18 protein-coding genes are annotated in these 23,156 nt (G+C 69.6%); 10 read left to right on the top strand and 8 right to left on the bottom strand.

Annotated features, from left to right (window positions below; genetic code table 11):
• Positions 1–284 precede the first annotated feature (284 nt).
• From sucC to AWB89_RS16260, 3 genes are all read left to right on the top strand, one after another.
• Entirely contained in the window at positions 285–1,466 is a 1,182-nt protein-coding gene (gene sucC, locus AWB89_RS16270) for an ADP-forming succinate--CoA ligase subunit beta (protein WP_085098898.1), read from the top strand.
• Between the two features lie 19 nt (positions 1,467–1,485).
• Positions 1,486–2,388: a succinate--CoA ligase subunit alpha gene (sucD, locus tag AWB89_RS16265; RefSeq protein ID WP_085098901.1), complete on the top strand. Its 903-nt coding sequence runs from the start codon at positions 1,486–1,488 to the stop codon at positions 2,386–2,388.
• A 66-nt stretch (positions 2,389–2,454) separates the two neighbouring features.
• On the top strand, positions 2,455–3,984 hold the full coding sequence (locus tag AWB89_RS16260; protein ID WP_085175033.1) for an acetyl-CoA acetyltransferase: 1,530 nt from the start codon (positions 2,455–2,457) through the stop codon (positions 3,982–3,984).
• A gap of 5 nt (positions 3,985–3,989) precedes the next feature.
• Here AWB89_RS16260 and AWB89_RS16255 read toward each other — a convergent pair whose 3' ends face one another.
• Positions 3,990–4,838: an LLM class F420-dependent oxidoreductase gene (locus AWB89_RS16255; protein ID WP_085098907.1), complete on the bottom strand. Its 849-nt coding sequence runs from the start codon at positions 4,836–4,838 to the stop codon at positions 3,990–3,992.
• Positions 4,839–5,060: 222 nt separating this feature from the next.
• Between AWB89_RS16255 and AWB89_RS16245 the strand changes: the two genes are divergently transcribed.
• The 7 genes from AWB89_RS16245 (at position 5,061) to AWB89_RS16215 (ending at position 13,948) form a co-directional block, all read left to right on the top strand.
• Positions 5,061–6,005 carry a DUF5336 domain-containing protein gene (locus AWB89_RS16245; RefSeq protein WP_085175029.1) on the top strand — a complete coding sequence of 315 codons (945 nt, stop codon included), beginning with the start codon at positions 5,061–5,063 and terminating at the stop codon, positions 6,003–6,005.
• A gap of 39 nt (positions 6,006–6,044) precedes the next feature.
• Entirely contained in the window at positions 6,045–7,349 is a 1,305-nt protein-coding gene (locus AWB89_RS16240) for a cell division protein PerM (protein WP_085175027.1), read from the top strand.
• A gap of 87 nt (positions 7,350–7,436) precedes the next feature.
• On the top strand, positions 7,437–8,066 hold the full coding sequence (gene purN / locus AWB89_RS16235) for a phosphoribosylglycinamide formyltransferase (protein WP_085175025.1): 630 nt from the start codon (positions 7,437–7,439) through the stop codon (positions 8,064–8,066).
• Between the two features lie 7 nt (positions 8,067–8,073).
• Positions 8,074–9,642 carry a bifunctional phosphoribosylaminoimidazolecarboxamide formyltransferase/IMP cyclohydrolase gene (gene purH / locus AWB89_RS16230; RefSeq protein ID WP_085175023.1) on the top strand — a complete coding sequence of 523 codons (1,569 nt, stop codon included), beginning with the start codon at positions 8,074–8,076 and terminating at the stop codon, positions 9,640–9,642.
• A 41-nt stretch (positions 9,643–9,683) separates the two neighbouring features.
• Positions 9,684–11,069 carry a sigma 54-interacting transcriptional regulator gene (locus tag AWB89_RS16225; RefSeq protein ID WP_085098928.1) on the top strand — a complete coding sequence of 462 codons (1,386 nt, stop codon included), beginning with the start codon at positions 9,684–9,686 and terminating at the stop codon, positions 11,067–11,069.
• On the top strand, positions 11,062–13,035 hold the full coding sequence (locus tag AWB89_RS16220; RefSeq protein WP_085175021.1) for a vWA domain-containing protein: 1,974 nt from the start codon (positions 11,062–11,064) through the stop codon (positions 13,033–13,035). Before AWB89_RS16225 ends, AWB89_RS16220 begins: the two co-directional genes overlap by 8 nt.
• A 64-nt stretch (positions 13,036–13,099) precedes the next feature.
• Complete coding sequence (locus AWB89_RS16215) at positions 13,100–13,948, top strand: aldo/keto reductase (RefSeq protein ID WP_085175018.1); 849 nt, start codon at positions 13,100–13,102, stop codon at positions 13,946–13,948.
• A gap of 15 nt (positions 13,949–13,963) precedes the next feature.
• Here the strand turns inward: AWB89_RS16215 and AWB89_RS16210 are convergent, their stop codons facing one another.
• From AWB89_RS16210 to AWB89_RS16180, 7 genes are all read right to left on the bottom strand, one after another.
• The gene (locus tag AWB89_RS16210; RefSeq protein ID WP_162293321.1) at positions 13,964–14,575 is read right to left on the bottom strand and encodes a DUF1707 SHOCT-like domain-containing protein; all 612 of its coding nucleotides are present in this window, start codon (positions 14,573–14,575) and stop codon (positions 13,964–13,966) included.
• A 113-nt stretch (positions 14,576–14,688) separates the two neighbouring features.
• Complete coding sequence (locus AWB89_RS16205; RefSeq protein WP_085098937.1) at positions 14,689–15,462, bottom strand: enoyl-CoA hydratase family protein; 774 nt, start codon at positions 15,460–15,462, stop codon at positions 14,689–14,691.
• Positions 15,462–16,637 (bottom strand): acyl-CoA dehydrogenase family protein, encoded by a 1,176-nt coding sequence (locus AWB89_RS16200; protein ID WP_085175016.1) that lies wholly within the window; start codon positions 16,635–16,637, stop codon positions 15,462–15,464. Before AWB89_RS16200 ends, AWB89_RS16205 begins: the two co-directional genes overlap by 1 nt.
• The gene (locus tag AWB89_RS16195; RefSeq protein WP_085175014.1) at positions 16,634–18,622 is read right to left on the bottom strand and encodes an acetyl/propionyl/methylcrotonyl-CoA carboxylase subunit alpha; all 1,989 of its coding nucleotides are present in this window, start codon (positions 18,620–18,622) and stop codon (positions 16,634–16,636) included. The genes AWB89_RS16200 and AWB89_RS16195 overlap by 4 nt, the downstream gene beginning before the upstream one ends.
• A gap of 5 nt (positions 18,623–18,627) precedes the next feature.
• On the bottom strand, positions 18,628–20,223 hold the full coding sequence (locus AWB89_RS16190; RefSeq protein ID WP_085175087.1) for an acyl-CoA carboxylase subunit beta: 1,596 nt from the start codon (positions 20,221–20,223) through the stop codon (positions 18,628–18,630).
• 46 nt (positions 20,224–20,269) lie between these two features.
• A complete protein-coding gene (locus AWB89_RS16185; protein WP_085175012.1) occupies positions 20,270–21,418 on the bottom strand; it encodes an acyl-CoA dehydrogenase family protein in 1,149 nt (382 codons plus the stop codon).
• The gene (locus tag AWB89_RS16180; RefSeq protein ID WP_085175010.1) at positions 21,415–23,136 is read right to left on the bottom strand and encodes an acyclic terpene utilization AtuA family protein; all 1,722 of its coding nucleotides are present in this window, start codon (positions 23,134–23,136) and stop codon (positions 21,415–21,417) included. The genes AWB89_RS16185 and AWB89_RS16180 overlap by 4 nt, the downstream gene beginning before the upstream one ends.
• Positions 23,137–23,156 lie beyond the last annotated feature (20 nt).

Below are 23,156 nucleotides of genomic sequence, written 5' to 3'. Positions count from 1 at the left end.
GAAATGTCCTCGTATCGTGACCATAACGTTATCTGGACCCTAGGAAGGTATCCGCTAACCGACGGGGCTGGCAACCTCGGGCCAAGAACCCAACCAATATTGTGATTCGCATCACTTTTGAGGGGTATCGGTACGCGGTGAGCTGCGCCACATCGGTGGACGCGACGGTAGCAGGCGTTCGACGGGTGGATACAGTGCCACCGTGCGAGTCGCCGATTCCGGCTGTCCCCAATGCGGGGCCCACGTACAGGCCTAGCAGCAAGTCGAGCGAAGACAGTGAGCCCATGGACCTTTTCGAGTATCAAGCAAAAGAATTGTTCGCCAAGCACAACGTACCGAGCACGCCCGGTCGGGTGACCGACACGGCGGAGGGTGCCCGGGCCATCGCCGAGGAGATCGGTCGCCCCGTCATGGTGAAGGCCCAGGTCAAGGTCGGTGGCCGCGGCAAGGCGGGCGGCGTCAAATACGCCGCGACGCCCGACGACGCCTACGAGCACGCCAAGAACATCCTCGGCCTGGACATCAAGGGCCACGTCGTGAAGAAGCTGCTTGTCGCCGAGGCCAGCGACATCGCCGAGGAGTACTACATCTCCTTCCTGCTCGACCGCGCCAACCGCACCTACCTGGCGATGTGCTCGGTCGAGGGCGGCATGGAGATCGAAGAGGTGGCCGCCACCAAGCCCGATCGGCTCGCCAAGGTTCCGGTCAGCGCCGTCAAGGGCGTCGACGAGGCGACCGCCCGGTCGATCGCCGAGCAAGGCCACCTGCCGGCCGAGGTCCTCGACGCCGCCGCGGTCACCATCTCCAAGCTGTGGGAGCTCTTCGTCGCCGAGGACGCGACGCTGGTGGAGGTCAACCCGCTGGTGCGCACCCCCTCACTCGGTGAGGACGACCCAGGCCGCATCCTGGCGCTGGACGGCAAGGTCACGCTCGACGCCAACGCCGATTTCCGCCACCCCGATCACACCGAGTTCGAGGACCGCGAGGCGACCGACCCGCTGGAGCTCAAGGCCAAGGAACACCACCTCAACTACGTGAAGCTCGACGGTGCCGTCGGCATCATCGGCAACGGCGCGGGCCTGGTGATGTCGACCCTCGACGTCGTCGCCTACGCCGGGGAGAAGCACGGCGGGGTCAAGCCGGCCAACTTCCTGGACATCGGCGGCGGCGCCTCGGCCGAGGTGATGGCCGCCGGGCTGGACGTGGTCCTGGGCGACCAGCAGGTCAAGAGCGTGTTCGTCAACGTCTTCGGCGGCATCACCTCCTGCGACGCGGTGGCCACCGGCATCGTCAAGGCGCTGGAAATCCTCGGCGACGAGGCCAACAAGCCGCTGGTCGTGCGCCTCGACGGCAACAACGTCGAAGAGGGCCGTCGCATCCTCACCGAGGCCAACCACCCGCTGGTGACGCTGGTGCCCACGATGGACGAGGCCGCCGACAAGGCCGCCGAGCTGGCGAGCGCCTGAGATAAGGAGACATGACCCAATGTCCATTTTCCTGAACGCAGCAAACAAGGTCATCGTCCAGGGCATCACCGGCAGCGAGGCCACCGTCCACACCGCGCGAATGCTCAAGGCGGGCACGCAGATCGTGGGCGGTGTGAACGCGCGCAAGGCGGGCACCACCGTCACGCACGAGGACAAGGGCGGGCGGATCGTCAAGCTGCCGGTGTTCGGCGGCGTCGCGGAGGCGATGGAGAAGACCGGCGCCGACGTGTCGATCATCTTCGTGCCGCCGAAGTTCGCCAAGGACGCCATCATCGAGGCCGTCGACGCCGAGATCCCGCTGCTGGTGGTCATCACCGAGGGAATCCCGGTGCAGGACAGCGCATTTGCGTGGGCCTACAACGTGGAGAAGGGCGGCAAGACCCGCATCATCGGGCCGAACTGCCCGGGCATCATCACCCCGGGTGAGGCGCTGGTGGGCATCACTCCCGCCAACATCACCGGCACGGGCCCCGTGGGGCTGGTGTCCAAGTCGGGGACGCTGACCTACCAGATGATGTACGAGCTACGGGATTTCGGCTTCTCGACGTCCATCGGCATCGGCGGGGACCCGGTGATCGGCACCACCCACATCGATGCGATCGAGGCCTTCGAGAAGGACCCCGACACCAAGGTCATCGTGATGATCGGCGAGATCGGCGGCGACGCCGAGGAGCGTGCCGCCGATTACATCAAGGCCCACGTCTCCAAGCCGGTCGTCGGTTACGTGGCGGGATTCACCGCCCCGGAGGGCAAGACGATGGGCCACGCCGGCGCCATCGTGTCCGGCTCGTCGGGCACGGCGGCCGCCAAGAAGGAGGCCCTGGAGGCGGCGGGCGTCAAGGTGGGCAAGACCCCGTCGGAGACGGCGGCGCTGGCCCGGGAGATTCTCAACGCGCTCTAGCGGCCGCCGGCGCTTGACCGGACCCGGTGGCGGGGCCGCAGTTCCGCTGCGGTAGATAGTTGAGCTATGAATCTTGACGCGCGCACGCCCGTCGTCGTCGGCGTCGGGCAGGCCGCCGAGCGCATCGACGACCCCACCTACCGGGCGATGTCGCCCGTCGAGTTGGTCGCCGCCGCCGCATCGGCGGCCCTGGCGGACTGCGGGGCCGACGTCGCGTCGGTGGCCGCGGCCGTCGACACCGTGGCCGGCGTCAGGCAATTCGAGATCTCCGGCCCCGTCGCGTCGGCCGTGCTCGGCCGGTCGAACAACTACCCGCGGTCGGTGGCCAAGCGGCTGGGGGCTCAGCCGGCGCGCGCGATCCTCGAGATCGTCGGCGGCCAGGGCCCGCAGCATTTGATCAGCGAGCTGGCGGCGGAGATCGCCGCCGGCCGGTCGCAGGCGGCGCTGATCTTCGGCTCCGACGCGACCTCGACGCTGCGACATTTCGCGAACGCCGAGCACAAGCCGGACTTCACGGAGACCGTCGACGGTGACCTGGAGGACCGGGGTCACGGCATCGAGAAGCTCATCTCGCGCTACACGGTCATCCACGGCCTGACCAGCGCGCCGATCCAATACGGGCTGCTGGAAAACGCCCGGCGGGCCGGGACGGGGCTGGGGCCGTTGGAGTACCGGCGGACGATGGCCGAGCTGTTCGCGCCCTTCACCAAGATCGCCGCCAGCAATCCGTTCGCCGCCGCGCCGGTCGAGCGCACCGTCGACGAACTGATCACCGTGACCGAGGCCAACCGAATGATCGCGGAGCCCTACCCGCGGCTGATGGTCGCGCGCGACCAGGTCAACCAGGGCGCGGCCGCGCTGCTGATGTCGGTCGAGGCGGCGCGTTCACTGGGGGTGCCGGAGGAGAAGTGGGTGTACCTCCATGGGCACGTCGACCTGGAGGAGCAGCCGCTGCTGGAGCGTCCGGATCTCGGGCATTCCCCGTCGGCGGTCATGGCGGTGCGCGAGGCGCTGGGCATGGCCGGCATCGGAGTCGACGACGTCGCCACCTTCGACCTCTACAGCTGCTTTCCGGTGCCGGTGTTCAACATTTGCGACGGGTTGGGGATCGCGCCCGACGACCCGCGGGGCCTGACGGTGACCGGCGGGCTGCCGTTCTTCGGCGGGGCCGGCAACAACTACTCCATGCACGCGGTTGCCGAGACGGTGGCCCAAATGAGACGCATGCCAGGGCAATTCGGCCTCGTCGGGGCCAACGGCGGCATCCTGAGCAAGTACTCGGTCGGGATTTACTCGACAGCTCCGGCGGAATGGAAGCCGGATCGCAACGAGGAGTTGCAGGCGCTTGTCGCCGGGTGGCCGACCCAGGCCGTGACGGAGACCGCCGATGGCCGCGGGACCGTCGAGACGTACACGGTCCGGCGGGACGACGGGCGTCCGACCGGCATCGTCATCGGCCGGCTCGACGACGGCAGCCGGTTCCTGTCGACCACCGAAGACGACGAACTGATCGCCCTGCTGATCGACGGCGACCCGCTCGGGCGCGAGGTCCGGGTGCGCTCGTTCGACTACGGCAACCGCTGCTTCGCCGGCTGAGCGGGCTACACCAGGGCGGCCAGCTTGCCGGCCAGTCGTTCGACGTAGGCGGCGACCTCGTCCTCGGGGCGGTCCGGCAGCCCGAACAGCACCTCAGTCACGCCGAGCTCCGCCCACTTGGCGAGCTTCTCGGGGATCGGCTTGAAGTCCAGCGCCACGATCTGCGGTGCGCCGTCGCGGCCGGCGGCCGCCCAGGTGTCCTGCAGCAACTTGACCGGTTCGTCGATGTCGAAGTCGCGCGGGGTGGTGATCCAGCCGTCGGCGCTGCGGGCGATCCACTTGAAGTTCTTCTCGTTGCCGGCCGCCCCCACGAGCACCGGAATGTGTGACTGCACCGGCTTCGGCCACGCCCAGCTGGGCCCGAACCGGACGAACTCGCCGTCATAGGCGGCTTCCTCCTCGGTCCACAGCGCCCGCATCGCCTCGATGTACTCGCGCAACATGGTCCGGCGCCGCCCGGGCGGCACCCCGTGGTCGGCCAACTCGTCGGTGTTCCATCCGAAGCCGACGCCGAGGCTCACCCTGCCCCCCGACAGGTGGTCAAGCGTCGCAATGCTTTTCGCCAGCGTGATCGGGTCGTGCTCGACGGGCAGCGCCACCGCCGTCGAGAGGCGCACCCGCGACGTGACGGCGCACGCGGCGCCCAGACTTACCCATGGATCTAGCGTGCGCATGTAGCGGTCGTCGGGCAGCGACGCGTCGCCGGTGGTGGGATGGGCGGCCTCCCGCTTGACCGGGATGTGGGTGTGTTCTGGCACGTAGAACGTCTGGAAACCGTGGTCGTCGGCGAGCTTGGCCGCTGTCGCCGGGGAGATGCCGCGGTCACTGGTGAAAAGCACGAGGCCGTAATCCATGCACAGAATTAGAACGTGTTCTACCTGCGCTCGGCAAGCGGGACACCTCGGCGCTGGTCGCGCCGACAGGCCGGTGGCTCCGGCACGGCCACCGGAAGGTGCGCTAGCGTGGTTGGTCGATCGTGCCGCATCGCAACATGGGGAAGGTGTTCCGCTGTGGCGCGCCTGGAAGCACAGCGTCGCACTGCAATGTGGCGCCGCTAAGAAGCAACAGGAGGAGTCATGACCTATTCGCCCGGTGGTTCCGGATATCAACCCGCGCAGCCCGGCGGCTCCTACGCAGGCGCCACACCGTCCTTCGCCAAGACCGACGACGGTGAAAGCAAGCTTCCGCTGGCGCTGAATGTCGCGGTCGTGGTGCTCGGCATCGCGGTCTATCTGCTGAATTTCGGGCCGACGTTCGTCATCGGCGCCGACCTCGGCCCGGGCGGCGGACGCGCCGGCGACGCCGGCACCGCGGTCATCGTCGCGGTGCTGGCCGCCCTGCTGGCGGCGATCGGCCTGCTGCCCAAGGCCAAGAGTTATGTGGGCATCGTCGCGGTGGTCGCCGTTTTGGGCGCGCTGCTGGCCATCACCGAGACCGTGAACACGCCCGCCGGATTCGGCATCGGTTGGGCGATGTGGCCGTTGGTCGGCTGCAGCATCATTCAGGCCTTCGCCGCCGTCGGCGCGCTGCTGCTGGACGCCGGCGTCATCACGGCGCCGACGCCACGGCCCAAGTACGACCCGTATGCCCAATACGGCCAGTACGGACAGCAGTACGGCCAGTACGGCCAGTACGGACAGCAGCCGTCGTACTACGGTCAGCCGAGTGCGCAGCAGCACGGCGGTCACCAGTCCCACCAGCAGGAGACGCCGCAGCCTTCCTCGTATGGCTCGCAGTACGGCGGATATCCGCAGAGCCAGGCCCCGACGCAGGCCGCGATCCCCACGTCGACGGGCGGATTCGGCGCCCAGCCGCAGCCCGGCGCGCAGCAGCACGGGCCGTCGACGCCGCCCACCGGCTTCCCCAGCTTCAGCCCGCCGCCGTCCTCCGCCGCGGGCGGCACGGAGTCGCCGGCCGGTTCGGGTCCGGTCGACCAGGCGAGCCAGACCGGTGGCCAGTCGGCCTCCGGCCACGAGCAGCAACAGTCGCCGTCGTCACCGTCTGGGCCGGCGCCCTCCTAAGCGCGCGCCCTCGCGCGTAGTCGGGCACGTGCGCCAAGAGTGACAAGGGTGTCAGCAAGCGAGGACCACCGGGCAGGTGGCGCTCGCCAGGCGCGCGACCTCGTCCGGGTGGCGTTCGGCCCGGCCGTCGTGGCACTCGGCATCGTCGCCGCGGTGACCCTGCTGCAGTTGCTGATCGCCAACAGCGACATGACCGGCGCGTTGGGCGCCATCGCCAGCATGTGGCTGGCGGTGCACCAGGTTCCTATCTCGATCGGTGGCCGCGAACTGGGCGTGCTGCCGCTGCTGCCGGTCTTGCTGATGGTGTGGGGCACCGCGCGCACCAGCGCCCGGGCCACCGCCGCCCAGTCGTCGTGGCTGGTGGTCCGCTGGGTGATCGCCTCGGCGCTGGGCGGCCCCTTGCTGCTGGCGGCGATAGCCCTGGCCGTCATCCACGACGCGTCGTCGGTGATCACCGAGCTGCAGACGCCCAGCGCCCTGCGGGCATTCACGAGCGTGCTGGTGGTGCACGCCATCGGCGCCGCGATCGGCGTGTGGTCCCGGGTGGGGCGGCGGGCGCTGGCGGCGTCCCCGCTGCCCAACTGGCTCGGCGATTCGTTGCGCGCCGCGGTGGCCGGCGTGCTGGCGCTGGTCGGCCTCTCCGGGCTGGTGACGGCGGGGTCGCTGATCGTGCACTGGTCGACGATGCAGGAGCTCTACGGAATCACCGATTCGATATTCGGCCAGTTCAGCCTGACCGTGCTGTCGGTGTTGTACGCGCCGAACGTCATGGTCGGCACGTCGGCGGTCGCCGTCGGATCCAGTGCCCATCTCGGCTTCGCGACGTTCAGTTCCTTCACCGTTTTCGGCGGCGACATCCCGGCGCTGCCGATCCTGGCCGCGGTCCCCACGCCGCCGCTGGGGCCGGTGTGGGTGGCGCTGCTCATCGTCGGCGCGTCATCGGGCGTGGCGGTCGGGCAGCAATGCGCCCGGCGCGCGCTGCCGCTGCTCCCGGCGATGGCCAAACTGCTGGTCGCCTCCGTCCTGGGTGCCTTGGCGATGTCGTTGCTCGCCTACGGCGGAAGCGGGCGGCTCGGCAACTTCGGGCATGTCGGCGTCGACCAGGGGACCTTGCTGGGCGGCGTGTTCTTCTGGTTCGCGGTCGTCGGCGGCGTCACCGTGGTGATGACCGGCGGGATCCGGCGCCGGCCCAGGCGCCGTAAAGCCGCGCCCGTTGCGGCGGCCGACGAGCCGGCGGATTTCGCGGCCGTCTTCGACGAGCCCGAAGGCGAGCCCGACGAGGAGGAGCCGCCGGTCAGCGAGGACGACGAGCCGGCCGCCGACGAAGAGTCGCCGCCAGCGTGATCGAGCCTGCGCTGAGCGCGCCGACACGCCGGACGATGTCGCGCTGGCCGCAGTCTCGGCGCATCGTCGCCGGACTAGGCTCGCCGTGTGCCCCAACCCCTCCAGGTGCCCCCGAGCGCGCCGGCGCGGGTGGTGGTGCTCGCCTCGGGCACCGGTTCGCTGCTGGGCTCGCTGATCGAGGCGGCCGCCGGTGACTACCCGGCGCGGATAGTCGCCGTCGGCGTGGATCGCGCATGCCCGGCTACCGAGGTCGCGGCGGCGGCGTCGCTGCCCGTGTTCACCGTCCGCCTCGGCGACCACCCCGACCGCGCGGCCTGGGACAAGGCCATCACCGAAGCCACCGCCGCCCACTCGCCCGACCTCATCGTCTCCGCGGGATTTATGAAAATCCTTGGGCCGCAATTTCTTTCACGCTTCTGCGGACGCACCCTCAACACCCATCCGGCGCTGCTGCCGGCGTTCGCGGGAGCGCATGCCGTCCCGGACGCGCTGGCTTACGGTGTGAAGGTCACCGGCTGTACGGTGCACCTGGTAGACGCCGGCATGGACACCGGGCCGATATTGGCGCAGGAGCCCATCCCGGTGCTCGACGGCGACACGGAAGAGACCCTGCACGAACGCATCAAGGTCGTCGAGCGGCGACTGCTAGTGGACGTGGTGGCCGCGCTGGCGACGCGCGGCGTGACCTGGACCGGACGAAAGGCGACCCTGGGATGAACGCAGCATGAGCGACGAGTCAAGAAGGGCGATTCACCGCGCGTTGATCAGCGTGTACGACAAGTCCGGGCTGATCGAACTCGCCCAGGGGCTGGCCGCGGCGGGCGTGGAGATCGTGTCGACCGGCTCGACCGCCAAGACCATTGCGGACAAAGGGATTCCGGTCACCCGCGTGGAGGACTTGACCGGCTTTCCCGAGGTGCTCGACGGCCGGGTCAAGACTCTGCACCCGCGGGTGCACGCCGGCCTGCTGGCCGACCTGCGCAAGCCCGAGCACGAAGCGGCGCTCGAACAGCTCGGGATCGCGGCCTTCGAACTCGTCGTCGTCAACCTGTATCCGTTCAGTGAGACGGTCGATTCCGGCGCGGGGATCGACGAGTGCGTCGAACAGATCGACATCGGCGGACCGTCGATGGTGCGGGCCGCCGCGAAGAACCACCCCAGCGTGGCGGTGGTCACCGACCCGCTCGGCTATGACGGCGTGCTGGCCGCGGTGCGCAGCGGCGGATTTACCCTCGCCGAGCGTAAAAGGCTGGCCTCGTTGGCCTTTCAGCACACCGCGGACTACGACATCGCGGTCGCCGGTTGGATGGAGTCGACGCTGGCGCCCGAGCACCCGCCCACCAACTTCCCGCAGTGGTTGGCGGGCAGCTGGCGGCGCACGGCGATGCTGCGCTACGGCGAGAACCCGCACCAGCAGGCGGCGCTGTACGCCGACCCCGGCGCGTGGCCGGGCCTGGCGCAGGCCGAGCAGCTGCACGGAAAAGAGATGTCCTACAACAACTTCACCGACGCGGACGCGGCCTGGCGGGCCGCCTTCGACCACGACGAGATCTGTGTGGCGATCATCAAGCACGCCAACCCCTGCGGGATCGCGATCTCGTCGGTCTCGGTTGCCGACGCGCACCGCAAGGCCCACGAATGCGACCCGCTGAGCGCCTTCGGCGGGGTGATCGCGGCCAACACCGAAGTCACCGTCGAGATGGCGGAGTACGTGAGCACCATCTTCACCGAGGTGATCGTCGCGCCCGCGTACGCGCCGGGCGCCGTCGACGCGTTGACGCGCAAGAAGAACATCCGTGTGCTGGTGGCCTCCGAGCCGCTGGCCGGCGGCACCGAGCTGCGCCCGATCAGCGGCGGCCTGCTGGTGCAACAGCGCGACCAGCTCGACGCGCACGGCGACAACCCCGCGAACTGGACACTGGCGGCCGGGGCGCCGGCGGACCCGAACACCTTGACCGACCTGGTGTTTGCGTGGCGCGCCTGCCGCGCGGTCAAGTCGAACGCGATCGTGATCGCCGCCAACGGCGCGACCGTCGGCGTCGGCATGGGTCAGGTCAACCGGGTCGACGCCGCCCGGTTGGCGGTTGAAAGAGGGGGCGACCGGGTCCGCGGCGCGGTCGCGGCCTCCGATGCGTTCTTCCCGTTCCCCGACGGGCTCGAGACGCTGACCGGCGCCGGGGTCAGGGCGGTGGTGCATCCGGGCGGGTCGGTGCGCGACGAAGAGGTGACCGCGGCCGCCGCGAACGCGGGCGTCACCTTATACCTCACCGGAGCCCGGCACTTCGCTCACTGAACGTTCGGCGCGTGGGCCGGAGAGGCAGCGCGTAGCGTGGAGTGGTGCTATCACCCAGCAATCTGCCCCGCACCGTAGGCGAACTGCGCGCCTCCGGTCACCGCGAACGGGGAGTCAAGCAAGAAATCCGGGAAAACCTGCTGACCGCGCTGGCCGAGGGCGACGACGTGTGGCCGGGCATCCTGGGTTTCGAGGACACCGTTCTGCCTCAGCTGGAGCGCGCGCTGATCGCCGGCCACGACTTCGTTTTGCTGGGCGAACGCGGCCAGGGCAAGACGCGGCTGCTGCGCGCGCTGACCGGGCTGCTCGACGAGTGGACCCCCGTGATCGACGGGGCCGAGCTGGGCGAGCACCCGTACACCCCGATCACGCCGGAATCGATCCGTCGCGCCGCCACGCTCGGCGACGACATGCCGATCGCCTGGAAGCACCGCAGCGAGCGCTACACCGAAAAGCTGGCCACGCCCGACACCAGCGTCGCCGACCTGGTCGGCGACATCGACCCGATCAAGGTCGCCGAGGGCCGCAGTCTCGGTGACCCGGAGACCATCGCCTACGGGCTGATCCCGCGCGCCCACCGCGGCATCGTCGCGGTCAACGAGCTGCCCGACCTCGCCGAGCGCATCCAGGTGTCGATGCTCAACGTCATGGAGGAGCGCGACATCCAGGTCCGCGGTTACACGCTGCGCCTGCCGCTGGACGTGTTGGTGGTCGCCAGCGCCAACCCCGAGGACTACACCAACCGGGGGCGCATCATCACGCCGCTCAAGGACCGGTTCGGCGCCGAGATCCGCACCCACTACCCGCTGGAGCTCGACGCCGAGGTGGGCGTGATCGTGCAGGAAGCCCACCTGAGCGCCCAGGTGCCCGACTACCTCATGCAGGTGATCGCGCGGTTCGCGCGCTACCTGCGGGAGTCCAACTCGATCGATCAGCGGTCCGGGGTGTCGGCGCGGTTCGCGATCGCGGCCGCCGAGACCGTGGCCGCCGCCGCCCGCCACCGCGGCGCGGTGCTGGGCGAGACCGATCCGGTGGCCCGGGTGGTCGACCTGGACACGGTGATCGACGTCCTGCGCGGCAAGCTGGAATTCGAGTCCGGCGAGGAGGGCCGCGAGCAGGCGGTGCTGGAGCACCTGTTGCGCCGGGCTACGGCCGACACCGCGGCCAGGGTGCTCGGCGGCATCGACGTCGGCGCCCTGGTGGCCGCGGTCGAGGGCGGCTCGGCGGTGACGACGGGCGAGCGGGTGTCGGCCAAGGACGTGCTGGCGGCGGTGCCGAACCTGCCGGTCGTCGACAAGATCGCGGCCAAGCTGCACGCCGAATCCGAAGGAGAGCGCGCCGCGGCGCTGGAACTGGCGCTGGAGGCCCTGTATCTGGCCAAGCGGATCGACAAGGTGTCCGGGGAGGGCCAAACCGTCTATGGCTAGAGGGCATTCGTCGCGATACTCGGCGTACACCGGCGGGCCTGACCCGCTGGCGCCGCCGGTGGATCTGCGCGAGGCGCTCGAACAGATCGGCCAGGACGTGATGGCCGGCACCTCGCCACGGCGGGCGCTGTCGGAGTTGCTGCGCCGCGGCACCAAGAACATGCCCGGGGCCGACCGGCTCGCGGCCGAGGCCAACAAGCGGCGGCGGGACCTGTTGCGCCGCAACAACTTGGACGGCACGCTGCAGGAGATCAAGAAGCTGCTCGACGAGGCCGTGCTGGCCGAGCGCAAGGAGTTGGCCCGTGCGCTCGACGACGACGCCCGCTTCGGCGAGCTGCAGCTGGACGCGTTGCCCGCGTCGCCGGCCAAGGCCGTGCAGGAGCTGTCCGACTACAACTGGCGCAGCGACGAGGCGCGCGAAAAGTACGAGCAGATCAGGGATTTGCTCGGCCGCGAGATGCTGGATCAGCGCTTCGCCGGCATGAAGCAGGCCCTGGAGGGCGCCACCGACGAGGATCGCCAGCGCGTCAACGAGATGTTGGACGACCTCAACGAGTTGCTGGACAAGCACGCCCGCGGCCAGGACTCGCAGCAGGACTTCGAAGACTTCATGGACAAGCACGGCGAGTTCTTCCCGGAGAACCCGCGCAACGTCGAGGAGCTGCTCGACTCGCTGGCCAAGCGCGCCGCCGCGGCGCAACGCTTCCGCAACAGCCTGAGCCCCGACCAGCGCGCCGAGCTGGATGCGCTGGCGCAGCAGGCATTCGGGTCACCGGCGTTGATGGAGGCATTGGGGCGGCTCGACGCGCACCTGCAGGCCGCGCGGCCCGGCGAGGACTGGACCGGGTCCGAGCAGTTCTCCGGGGATAACCCGTTCGGCATGGGCGAAGGCACCCAGGCGATCTCCGATATCGCCGAGCTGGAGCAGCTGGCCGAGCAGCTGTCGCAGAGCTATCCCGGCGCCACCATGGACGACGTCGATCTCGACGCGCTGGCCCGCCAGCTCGGCGACCAGGCGGCCATCGACGCCCGCACCCTGGCCGAACTGGAACGGGCGCTGGTCAATCAGGGGTTCCTGGACCGCGGTTCCGACGGCCAGTGGCGCCTTTCGCCTAAAGCGATGCGCAGGCTCGGCGAGACGGCGTTACGCGATGTGGCGCAACAGCTTTCCGGACGCCGCGGCGAGCGGGATCACCGGCGCGCCGGGGCGGCCGGCGAGCTGACCGGCGCGACGCGGCCCTGGCAGTTCGGTGACACCGAGCCGTGGAACATTTCCCGCACGCTGACCAATGCGGTGCTGCGGCAGTCCGGGACGGCGACCATCGATGGCCCCATCCGGATCACCGTCGACGACGTCGAGGTCTCCGAGACCGAGACGCGCACCCAGGCCGCCGTGGCGTTGTTGGTGGACACCTCGTTTTCGATGGTGATGGAGAATCGCTGGCTGCCGATGAAGCAGACGGCGCTCGCGCTCAACCACCTGGTGTGCACCAGGTTTCGCTCGGATGCCTTGCAGATCATCGCGTTTGGCCGCTATGCCCGGACCGTGACGGCCGCGGAGCTGACCGGCCTGGAGGGCGTCTACGAGCAGGGCACCAACCTGCACCACGCGCTGGCGCTCGCGGGTCGCCACCTGCGCCGGCACCCCAACGCGCAGCCCGTCGTGCTGGTGGTGACCGACGGCGAGCCGACCGCACACCTGGAGGACTTCGACGGGGACGGCTCCGCGGTGTTCTTTGACTACCCGCCGCACCCGCGGACCATCGCCCACACCGTGCGGGGATTCGACGACATGGCGAGGCTCGGTGCGCAGGTGACGATCTTCCGGTTGGGCGACGACCCCGGCCTGGCCCGGTTCATCGACCAGGTCGCGCGGCGCGTGGAGGGGCGCGTCGTGGTCCCCGATGTCGACGGCCTGGGGGCCGCCGTCGTGGGCGACTATTTGCGGTCTCGGCGGCGACGTTAGTAATTCCCTCAGTGGAATAGATGCTTCCCCGGCCGGGTTGGCCGGGCGAAGAAGGGGGAGATGCATGAGCAAGGTTCCAACGATCGAACTCAACGACGGTGTGAGCATCCCGCAGCTGGGCTTCGGCGTGTTCCAGATCAAGCCCGACGAGACCGCGGCCGCCGTCAAGCGCGCCCTCGACATCGGGTACCGGCACATCGACACCGCGGAGATGTACGGCAACGAGAAGGAAGTCGGGCAGGGCATCCGTGACGCCGGGCTCGACCGCGCCGACGTGTTCGTTACCAGCAAGCTCAACAACGGCTTTCACAAGCCCGACGACGCGCGGCGCGCCTTCGACAAGACGCTCGAGGCGCTGAACTCCGACTACGTCGACCTGTTCCTCATTCACTGGCCACTGCCCACGCTCTACGGCGGCGACTTCGTCTCCACGTGGAAGGTGCTCGAGGAGTTCGCCAAGGACGGTCGCGCGCGCAGCATCGGGGTGTCGAACTTCCAGATCGCACACCTCGAACGGCTCGCCGCGGAAACCGAGACCGTCCCATCGGTCAACCAGATCGAGGTGCACCCGTATTTCGGCAATGAGCAGGTCCGCGGCTACGGCCGCGAACATGGCATCGTCACCGAGGCGTGGTCGCCGATCGCCCAGGGCAAGGTGCTCGGCGATCCCGAAATCAACCGCATCGCCGACGCCCGCGGCAAATCGGCCGCGCAGGTGGTGTTGCGCTGGCACATCCAGCGCGGCGACGTCGTGTTCCCGAAATCGGTGACGCCGGAACGGATCCAGGCCAACTTCGAGCTGTTCGACTTCGAATTGGACGACTCCGACATGGCGGCGATCTCGGCGCTGGACAAGGGCGAGGCGGGCAGGCGAGGTCCCAACCCCGACAAGTTCGACTACGTGCCGGGTTAACCGGCGGCGCAACGACTATCCGCGCGGGCGGCGGGCCTTGCGCTTGATGCCCACACCGCCCCACAGCGAGAAGCCGTGGATGTTGACCTTGGGCGCGCCTGGCGTCCCCTCGCCGAGCACGCTCTGGTCGAAGCCGCCCATCACGCCGTGCCCGTGGATCTCGACGTTGACTTCCGGGGGCAGCAGGATGTTCTGCGCGCCCATGATCGAGATCGCGTGGATGTCGACCTCGGTGGAGGTGAAGTCGGCGTAGCGCAGGTCCACCACGCCGGTGCCCCAGAAGGTGAAGGTGGTGAGCTTCTTCGGGACGTTCCACCGGCCGCGCCGCTCGAAATTGCTCATCAACGCCAGCAGCAACATCGACGGCGCGGGGTTGGGCTTGCCGCCCCGGCGCGGGCTCAGCATCGCGCCGGGCAGGTCGGCCCGCAGCTCGTCGAGCTCCTCGTAGGTGGTGGCGGCGTACGCCCGCGTGAGCCGATCCTCGTAGTCCTTCAGCTGCAGCCGGCCCTGCTCGGCCGCGTACGCCAGCAACTGCGCGACCTGGATGCGATCCGTATCGGCCGCGCGCGACGATTCGTCACGCGTGTCCGGGGTATCGCGAGTGTCGCGCTGCGCCGAGTTGCTCATCATCCACGAGCGTACGACGTAGAAGTTTTGCTGCAAGTGGGTTGGCTAAACTGCAACGTTCTTCCCGGCTCGAGTCCTGGTCGCGGGGGCTTTTGCGCTGGTCGCGCCGCCCGTTAGACGCTTGCCCAACTAGGCGGGCGCTTCTGCAGAAACGCCATCATGCCTTCGCGCGCTTCGTCGGATACGAATAGCCGGGCCGACTCCTCGGTCAGCCGTTCGGCGTCGCGGTCGAAGCCCTCCAGCACGGCGGCGGTGGTCAATGCCTTGGACGCCGCCAGCCCCTGCGGCGAACCTCGGCTCACGTCGGCGACCACCTTCTCCACCGCGGCGTCGATGTCGTCGGCCGCCATCGTGATGAGCCCGATCTCCGCGGCGTCCGCCGCACCGAACGTCTCGCCGGTGAGGTAGTAGCGCGCCGCGGCGCGCGCCGACATCTTCGGCAGCAGCGTCAGCGAGATGATCGACGGCGCGACGCCGATCCTCGCCTCGGTGAGCGCGAAGGTGCTCCGCGGGCCGGCGACGGCGATGTCGCAAGCGCCGACCAACCCGAAGCCGCCGGCGCGGACGTGCCCGTCGACGGCGGCGATCACCGGCAGCGGAGCGGAGACGATGGCGCGCAGCAGCGCGGTCATCTCCCGCGCCCGGGCCACCGCCACGTCGAACGGGTCGCCCCCACCGGCCTCGCTCAGGTCGGCGCCGGCGCAGAAGGTGCCGCCCGTGTGACCCAGCACCACGACCCGCACCGCCGGATCCGCCGCGGCGTCACGCAGGCCCTGGTGCAACTGGGTGACCAGGGCCGTGGAAAGGGCGTTGCGGTTGTGCGGCGAGTTCAGCGTCAGCCGCGCGACCGGACCCGCGACGGCGTATTCGACGAGACGGTCTTCCATCAGTAAGACCGGGGCAGGCCCAGCGACGTCTGTGCGACGAAGTTCAGCACCATCTCGCGGCTGATCGGGGCGATGCGCCCGAGCCGGGCCGAGGCGAGCATGGCCGCCACGCCGTACTCCTTGGTCAGCCCGTTGCCGCCCATCGACTGCACGGCCTGGTCGACCGAGCGGGTGGCCGCCTCCGCCGCCGCGTACTTGGCCATGTTGGCGGCCTCGGCGGCACCCGCGTCGTCGCCGTGGTCGTACAGCGTCGCGGCCTTCTGCATCATCAGCTTGGCCAGCTCCACCTCAATGTGGCACTGCGCCAACGGGTGTGACAGGCCCTGGTGCGCGCCGATCGGGGTGGACCAGACCTGGCGGGTCTTGACGTAGTCGACGGCCTTGTTCAGCGCGAAACGCCCCATGCCCACCGAACTGGCCGCTCCCATGATGCGCTCGGGATTCAGCCCGGCGAAAAGCTGTGCGATGGCGGCGTCTTGGGCCCCCACCAGCGCATCGCTGGGCAGCCGGACGTCGTCGAGGAAGACCTGGAATTGGCGCTCGGGGCTGATCAGCTCCATCTCGATCGGGGTGTAGGTGAAGCCGGGCGCGTCGGTCGGCACCACGAACAGCGCCGGGCGGAGAGATTCGGACTTGGCCCCTCCCTCTTTGAAGGCGCGCGCCACCACCAGTACCGCCTGCGCCTGGTCGATGCCGGAGATGTAGACCTTCTGCCCCTTGAGGATCCAGTCGCTGCCTTCGCGGCGGGCGGTCGTGGTGATCTTGTGCGAATTCGAGCCGGCGTCCGGCTCGGTGATGGCGAACGCCATCGTCAGCGAGCCGTCGGCGATCCCCGGGATCCAGCGCTTCTTCTGCTCCTCGGTGCCGAACTTGCTGATGATGGTGCCGTTGATGGCGGGCGACACCACCATCAGCAGCAGCGCGCTGCCCGCGGCCGCCATCTCCTCCATCACCAGCGACAGCTCGTACATGCCGGCGCCGCCGCCGCCGTACTCCTCGGGCAGGTTGACCCCGAGGAAGCCGAGTTTGCCCGCCTCGGACCACAATTCGGTGGTGTGCTCGTGCGCACGGGCCTTCTCGAGGTAGTACTCGCTGCCGTAGTTGGAGGCCCACTCGGACACCGCCTTGCGCAGCGCCCGGCGCTCCTCGTTCTCGATGAAGCTGCTATCGGTCACTGTGAATCTCCTTCTCCTTCGGGCGCTTCCACTCGCGCCAGGATGGCGCCCACTTCGACTTGCTGACCGGTTTCGACGTTGAGCTCGGCGAGCACGCCGTCGGAGGGTGCGGTGATGGTGTGTTCCATCTTCATCGCCTCCAGCCAGATCAGTGGCTGTCCGGCGGTGACGGTGTCGCCGATCGCGGCGCCGAGGCGGATGACGTTGCCGGGCATGGGTGCCACCAGGGAACCCTTTTCGACGGTCGACCCCGGCTCCGGGAAGCGGGGCAGCGCGACCAGGTGAACGGGGCCGCGCGCCGAATCGACGTAGACGTCCTGGAGGTCGGGTCCGTGCCGGGCGATCGCGAACGTGTGCTCCACCCCGTCGTCGGCGAGGGTGACCCGGTCCGCCGCGGCGGAGACGAGCCGCACCGTCGCGTCGCCTGGCAGCGTCAATCCGTTTCTGGTGAAACGGTATTCGACGCTCTGCTCGGAACCGCCGCCGTCGCGGTAGGTCTTGACCTGATACCCCGACGCCAGGTTTCGCCAGCCGCTGGGAACCGGGCCGAGGACCGCGGCGACGGCGCGATTGTGGGCGGCGTCGGCAAGCGCGGCGGCGATCGCGGACAACCGGACGACCGCGGCGTCGGCCAGGGGCGCCGACAACTTGTCCAGCCCGTGTGTGTCGAAGAACGCCGTGTCGGTGGCGCCGTCCAGAAATGCGGGATGGCGTAGCACGTTCACCAGCAGCTCGCGGTTGGTGCGCACGCCGTGCAGGCGGGCGCGGGCCAGCGCGTCGGCGAGGACCAGCGCCGCCTGGCGGCGCGTCGGGGCGTAGGAGATGACCTTGGCCAGCATCGGGTCGTAGTGGATCGAGACCGCGAACCCGTCGACGATGCCGGAATCCAGCCGGATCCCGGTCCGCCGCCCCAGCGTGCCGAACTGTGTCCGGACCCCCGGCACCCCGATCGTGTGCATCACGCCGGCCTGCGGCTGCCAGCCCTGCGCGGGGTCCTCGGCGTAGAGCCGGGCCTCGATCGAATGCCCTTGGGCGGCGGGGGGTTCGGCGTCGAGCCGGCCGCCCTCGGCGACCGCGAGCTGCAGCTCGACCAGGTCGAGCCCGGTGGTCTCCTCGGTCACCGGGTGCTCGACCTGCAGGCGGGTGTTCATCTCCAGGAAGTAGAACTCGCCGTCGTCATCGGCGAGGAACTCCACCGTTCCGGCGCCCGTGTAGCCGATCGCGGTCGCGGCCAGCCGGGCCGCGTCGAACAGCTTGGCCCGCATCCCGGGGACGCGCTCGACCAGCGGCGAGGGGGCCTCCTCGATGATCTTCTGGTGCCGGCGCTGAATCGAGCATTCCCGTTCGCCGACGGCCCAGACGGTGCCGTGGGTGTCGGCCATCACCTGGACCTCGATGTGATGCCCGGTGGGCAGGTAGCGCTCGCAGAAGACGGTCGGGTCGCCGAACGCCGACTGCGCCTCACGCCGGGCCGCCTCGACTTCGGCGGCGAGAGAGGGCAGTTCGCGCACCACCCGCATCCCGCGGCCGCCGCCACCCGCCGAGGCCTTGACCAGCACGGGCAGCTGCGCCTCGGTGACCGCGTCGGGGTCCAGCTCGTCCAGCACCGGGACCCCGGCGGCGGCCATCAGCTTCTTGGACTCGATCTTGGAGCCCATCGCGCGCACCGCGTCCACCGGCGGCCCGACCCAGGTCAGGCCCGCCTGCTGCACGGCGGCCGCGAAATCGGCGTTCTCGGAAAGGAACCCGTAACCGGGGTGCACCGCGTCGGCGCCGGCGGCGCGGGCGGCGGCGATGATCGCCTCGGCGTTCAGGTAGTCGTACGTCTTTTCCAGCCGCACCCGCGCGTCGGCCTCGGCCACGTGCGGCGCGGCGGCGTCGGGGTCGGTGTAGACGGCGACGGTGGACAGGCCCAGCCGGCGGCAGGTGGCGAACACCCGCCGGGCGATTTCGCCGCGGTTGGCGACCAGCACTCGAGTGACCATGGGGCTCACATCCGGAAGACGCCGAAGTTCGACGTCCCCTCGATCGGGCCATTGGCAATGGCGGACAGACACATTCCCAGCACCGTGCGGGTGTCGCGCGGGTCGATCACCCCGTCGTCGTAGAGCATCCCGGACAGCACCAGCGGCAGCGACTCGGCCTCGATCTGCCCCTCGACCGCCGCGCGCATCGCGGCGTCGGCGTCCTCGTCGACCTGCTGGCCGCGGGCCTCGGCGGCGGCGCGGGCCACGATCGACAGGACGCCCGCGAGCTGGGCGCCGCCCATCACCGCGGATTTGGCGCTGGGCCAGGCGAACAGGAACCTCGGGTCGTAGGCCCGCCCGCACATGCCGTAGTGGCCGGCGCCGTACGAGGCGCCGATCAGCAGCGAGATGTGCGGGACGGTCGAGTTGGACACGGCGTTGATCATCATCGACCCGTGCTTGATCATCCCGCCCTCTTCGTAGTCCTTGCCCACCATGTAGCCGGTGGTGTTGTGCAGGAACAACAGTGGCGTGTTCGACCGGTTGGCCAGCTGGATGAACTGGGTGGCCTTTTGCGACTCCTCGCTGAACAGCACGCCGCGCGCGTTGGCGAGGATGCCCAGCGGGTAGCCGTGCAGCCGGGCCCAGCCGGTGACCAGCGACGAGCCGTACATCGCCTTGAATTCGTCGAATTCGGAGCCGTCGACGATGCGGGCGATCACCTCGCGCGGGTCGAACGGGACGCGCAGGTCCGCGGGCACGATGCCGATAAGCTCCTCGGCGTCGAACAACGGCTCGGTCACCGGCCCCGGGGCGGGCCCCTGCTTGACCCAGTTCAGCCGGGCCACGATGCGGCGCCCGATGCGGATGGCGTCGAGCTCGTCGGCGGCGAAGTAATCCGCCAAACCCGAGATGCGGGCGTGCATTTCGGCGCCGCCCAGCGACTCGTCGTCGGATTCCTCGCCGGTGGCCATCTTGACCAGCGGGGGACCGGCGAGGAACACCTTCGAGCGTTCCTTGATCATCACGACGTGGTCGGACATGCCGGGAATGTAGGCGCCGCCGGCGGTGGAGTTGCCGAAAACCAGGGCAATGGTGGGGATTCCGGCCGCCGACAGGCGGGTCAGGTCGCGGAACATCTGCCCGCCGGGGATGAAGATCTCCTTCTGGGTGGGCAGGTCCGCCCCGCCGGATTCCACCAGCGAGATGACGGGCAGCCGGTTCTCGAAGGCGATCTGGTTGGCCCGCAATATCTTTTTCAGCGTCCACGGGTTGCTGGTGCCGCCCTTGACCGTCGGGTCGTTGGCGACGATCAGGCATTCCACGCCCGACACCACGCCGATCCCGGTGACCGTGCTGGCGCCGACCGTGAACGCGCTGCCGTAGGCCGCCAGGGGGCTGAGCTCCAGGAACGGGGAGTCGGGGTCGACGAGCAGCTCGATGCGCTCCCGCGCGGTCAGCTTGCCGCGGGCGTGGTGGCGCTCGACGTACTTGGGGCCGCCGCCCGCCAGCGCTTTGGCGAATTCGGCCTCGATCTCGTCGAGCCGCGAGACCGCCGTCGATGCCGCGTCGGTGTAGGCCGCGGAGTTCGGGTCGAGGGTGGACTTCAGTGTGGTCACGACCACCGCCGACGATGCAGAGGGAAGTGATGAGGAGGCGGTGCAATCATGATTGGAATCCCAGGGTTTTGGCGGCCAGCGCGGTCAGGATTTCGGTGGTTCCCCCGCCGATGCCCAGGATGCGCATGTCCCGGTATTGGCGTTCGACTTCGGATTCGGCCATGTAGCCCATGCCGCCGAACAGCTGCACGGCCTGGTTGGCCACCCATTCCCCGGCCTCGACGGCGGTGTTCTTGGCGAAACACACCGGCGCGATCAGGTTGGTCTCGCCCGCGAGCTGACGCTCCACCACGTTGCGGGCATACACGCGGGCGACGTCGATGCGCCGGGCCATCTCGGCCAGCGTGTTCTGCACCGACTGCCGCGAGATCAGCGGGCGGCCGAAGGTCTCCCGGTCGCGGCACCACTGCACGGTCAGGTCCAGGCAGCGCTGCGCGCTCGAATACGCCTGCGCGGCAAGGCCGATCCGCTCGGACACGAACGCCTGGGCGATCTGGGCGAATCCGCTGTTCGGGGCGCCGACGAGGTTGGCCGCCGGCACCCGCACGTCGGTGTAGGACAACTCGGCGGTGTCGGAGGACCGCCAGCCCATCTTGTCCAGCTTGCGGGTCACCTCGAAGCCGGGCGTGCCCTTCTCGACGACCAGCAGCGAAACCCCGGCGGCGCCAGGGCCTCCCGTGCGCACCGCGGTGACGACGTAATCGGCGCGCACCCCCGAGGTGATGTAGGTCTTGGCCCCGTTGACGACGTAGTGGTCGCCGTCCAACTCGGCGGTGGTGCGCAGGTGTCCGACGTCCGAACCGCCGCCCGGCTCGGTGATGGCCAGCGAACCGATCTTCTCGCCGGCCAGCGTCGGCCGCACGAACTCGTCGATCAGCCGGGCGTCGCCGGAGGCGATCATGTGCGGCACCGCGATGCCGGAGGTGAACAGCGACGCGAACACGCCCCCGGGGGCGCCGGATTGGTGCACCTCCTCACAGATGACCACCGCGTCGGCGCCGTCACCGCCACCGCCGCCGACCGATTCGGGAAAGCTCGCGCCCAACAGGCCGGCCGCCCCGGCGCGCCGGTGCAGGTCGCGCGGCAGCTCGCCCGAGCGCTCCCACTCGTCGGCGTGCGGCAGGATCTCGCGTTCGGTGAAGGAGCGCACCGTCTTTCGCAGTTGCTCGCGCTCAGGGGTGGTCCAGATATTCACAACAGGCTCTCCGGGATGTCGACGTGACGGGCGCGCAGCCATTCGCCCAGCCCCTTGGCCTGGGGATCGAATCGCGCGTTGTACGCGACGCCCTGGCCGAGGATGCCGTCGACGACGAAGTTCACCGCGCGCAAATTGGGCAGTAGGTGGCGGGTGACGTCGAAGTCGGCCGCCTCGGGCAGCAGTTCGGTGAACAGCTCGACGGTCAACGTGTGGGCCAGCCAGCGCCACTGCTCGTCGGTGCGGACCCAGACACCGACGTTGGCCGACCCACCCTTGTCGCCGCTGCGGGCCCCGGCGATCCGTCCCAGCGGCGCCCTGCGCGTCGGTCCGGACGGCAACGGCTCGGGCAGCGGCGGGGGATCGGCGGGGGCCAGCTCCAAAGTCTCGGTGGCGCAGGGGATGTAGGTCCCGGTCCCGTCGGCGTGCACCGCGACGTGCGGCACCTTGGCGGCGTCGACGTAGCCGGCGGTGAACACCCCGTACACCTGGCCGTCGCCGGGCGGGGCGGTCACGTGAAAGCCGGGGTAGCTGGCCAGCGCCAATTCGACTGCCGCCGACGAGAATTGGCGTCCGACGTTGGCGGCGTCGGGGTCGCGGGCCACGCAGTGCAGCAAGGCGCTGGCGGCTTCCTCGGTGTCGGCGTCGGCGTGGTCGGTGCGGGCCAGCGTCCATTGCAGCTCCGCGGGCTTCACTGTCAGCGCGGCCTCCAGCTGGCGGCGCACCAGGTCGGCCTTGGCCTCGATGTCCAGTCCGGTCAGCACGAACGTCATGGCGTTGCGGAAGCCGCCGATGCTGTTGAGCGACACCTTGTAGGTGGGCGGGGGCGGTTCGCCGCGCACGCCGCTGATGCGCACCCGGTCGGGGCCGTCGGGGGACAGCGCGATGGTGTCCATCCGGGCCGTCACGTCGGGGTTGGCGTAGCGCGCGCCGCCGATCTCGTAGAGCAGCTGCGCGGTGACGGTGTCGACGCTGACCAGGCCGCCGGTTCCGGGATGCTTGGTGATCACCGACGAGCCGTCGGCGAAGACCTCGGCGAGGGGGAAACCGGCGTGGGTCAGGTCGGGCAGCTCGGTGAAGAAGGAGTAGTTGCCGCCGGTGGCCTGGACGCCGCATTCGATGACGTGGCCGGCGACCACGGCGCCGGCGAGCCGGTCGTAGTCGGTGGGGCCCCAGCCGTGGTGCGCGGCGGCCGCACCGACGATCACCGAGGCGTCGGTGACCCGGCCAGTGACGACGACGTCGGCGCCGCTGTTCAGGCAATCGACGATGCCCCACGCGCCCAGGTAGGCGTTCGCGGTGAGCGGCGTGCCCAGCCCGAGCTCGGCCGCGCGCGGCTGCAGGTCGTCGCCCTCGACGTGCGCGATGCGCGCGGGGACGCCCACGCGCTCGGCGAGGGCGCGGATCGCGTCGGCCAACCCGCCCGGGTTGAGGCCGCCGGCGTTGGCGACGATGCGCACGCCGCGGTCGTGGGCCTCGCCCAGGCAGTCCTCGAGCTGGGTCAGGAAGGTCTTGGCGTAGCCGCGCTCGGGGTGCTTCATCCGGTCGCGGCCGAGGATCAGCATGGTGAGTTCGGCGAGGTAGTCCCCGGTGAGGTAGTCGACGTCGCCGCCGGTCAGCATCTCGCGCATGGCGGACAGCCGGTCGCCGTAGAACCCGGAACAGTTCGCGATCCGGACGGCGTCATCGGTGCAGGAAGCACCGGAAGCAGAGGCCATGCAGTCCTCCAATCTGCGAT

This window comes from Mycobacterium paraense (assembly GCF_002101815.1).
Lineage (GTDB): Bacteria > Actinomycetota > Actinomycetes > Mycobacteriales > Mycobacteriaceae > Mycobacterium > Mycobacterium paraense.
This window is presented reverse-complemented; position numbering and strand designations above follow the sequence as displayed.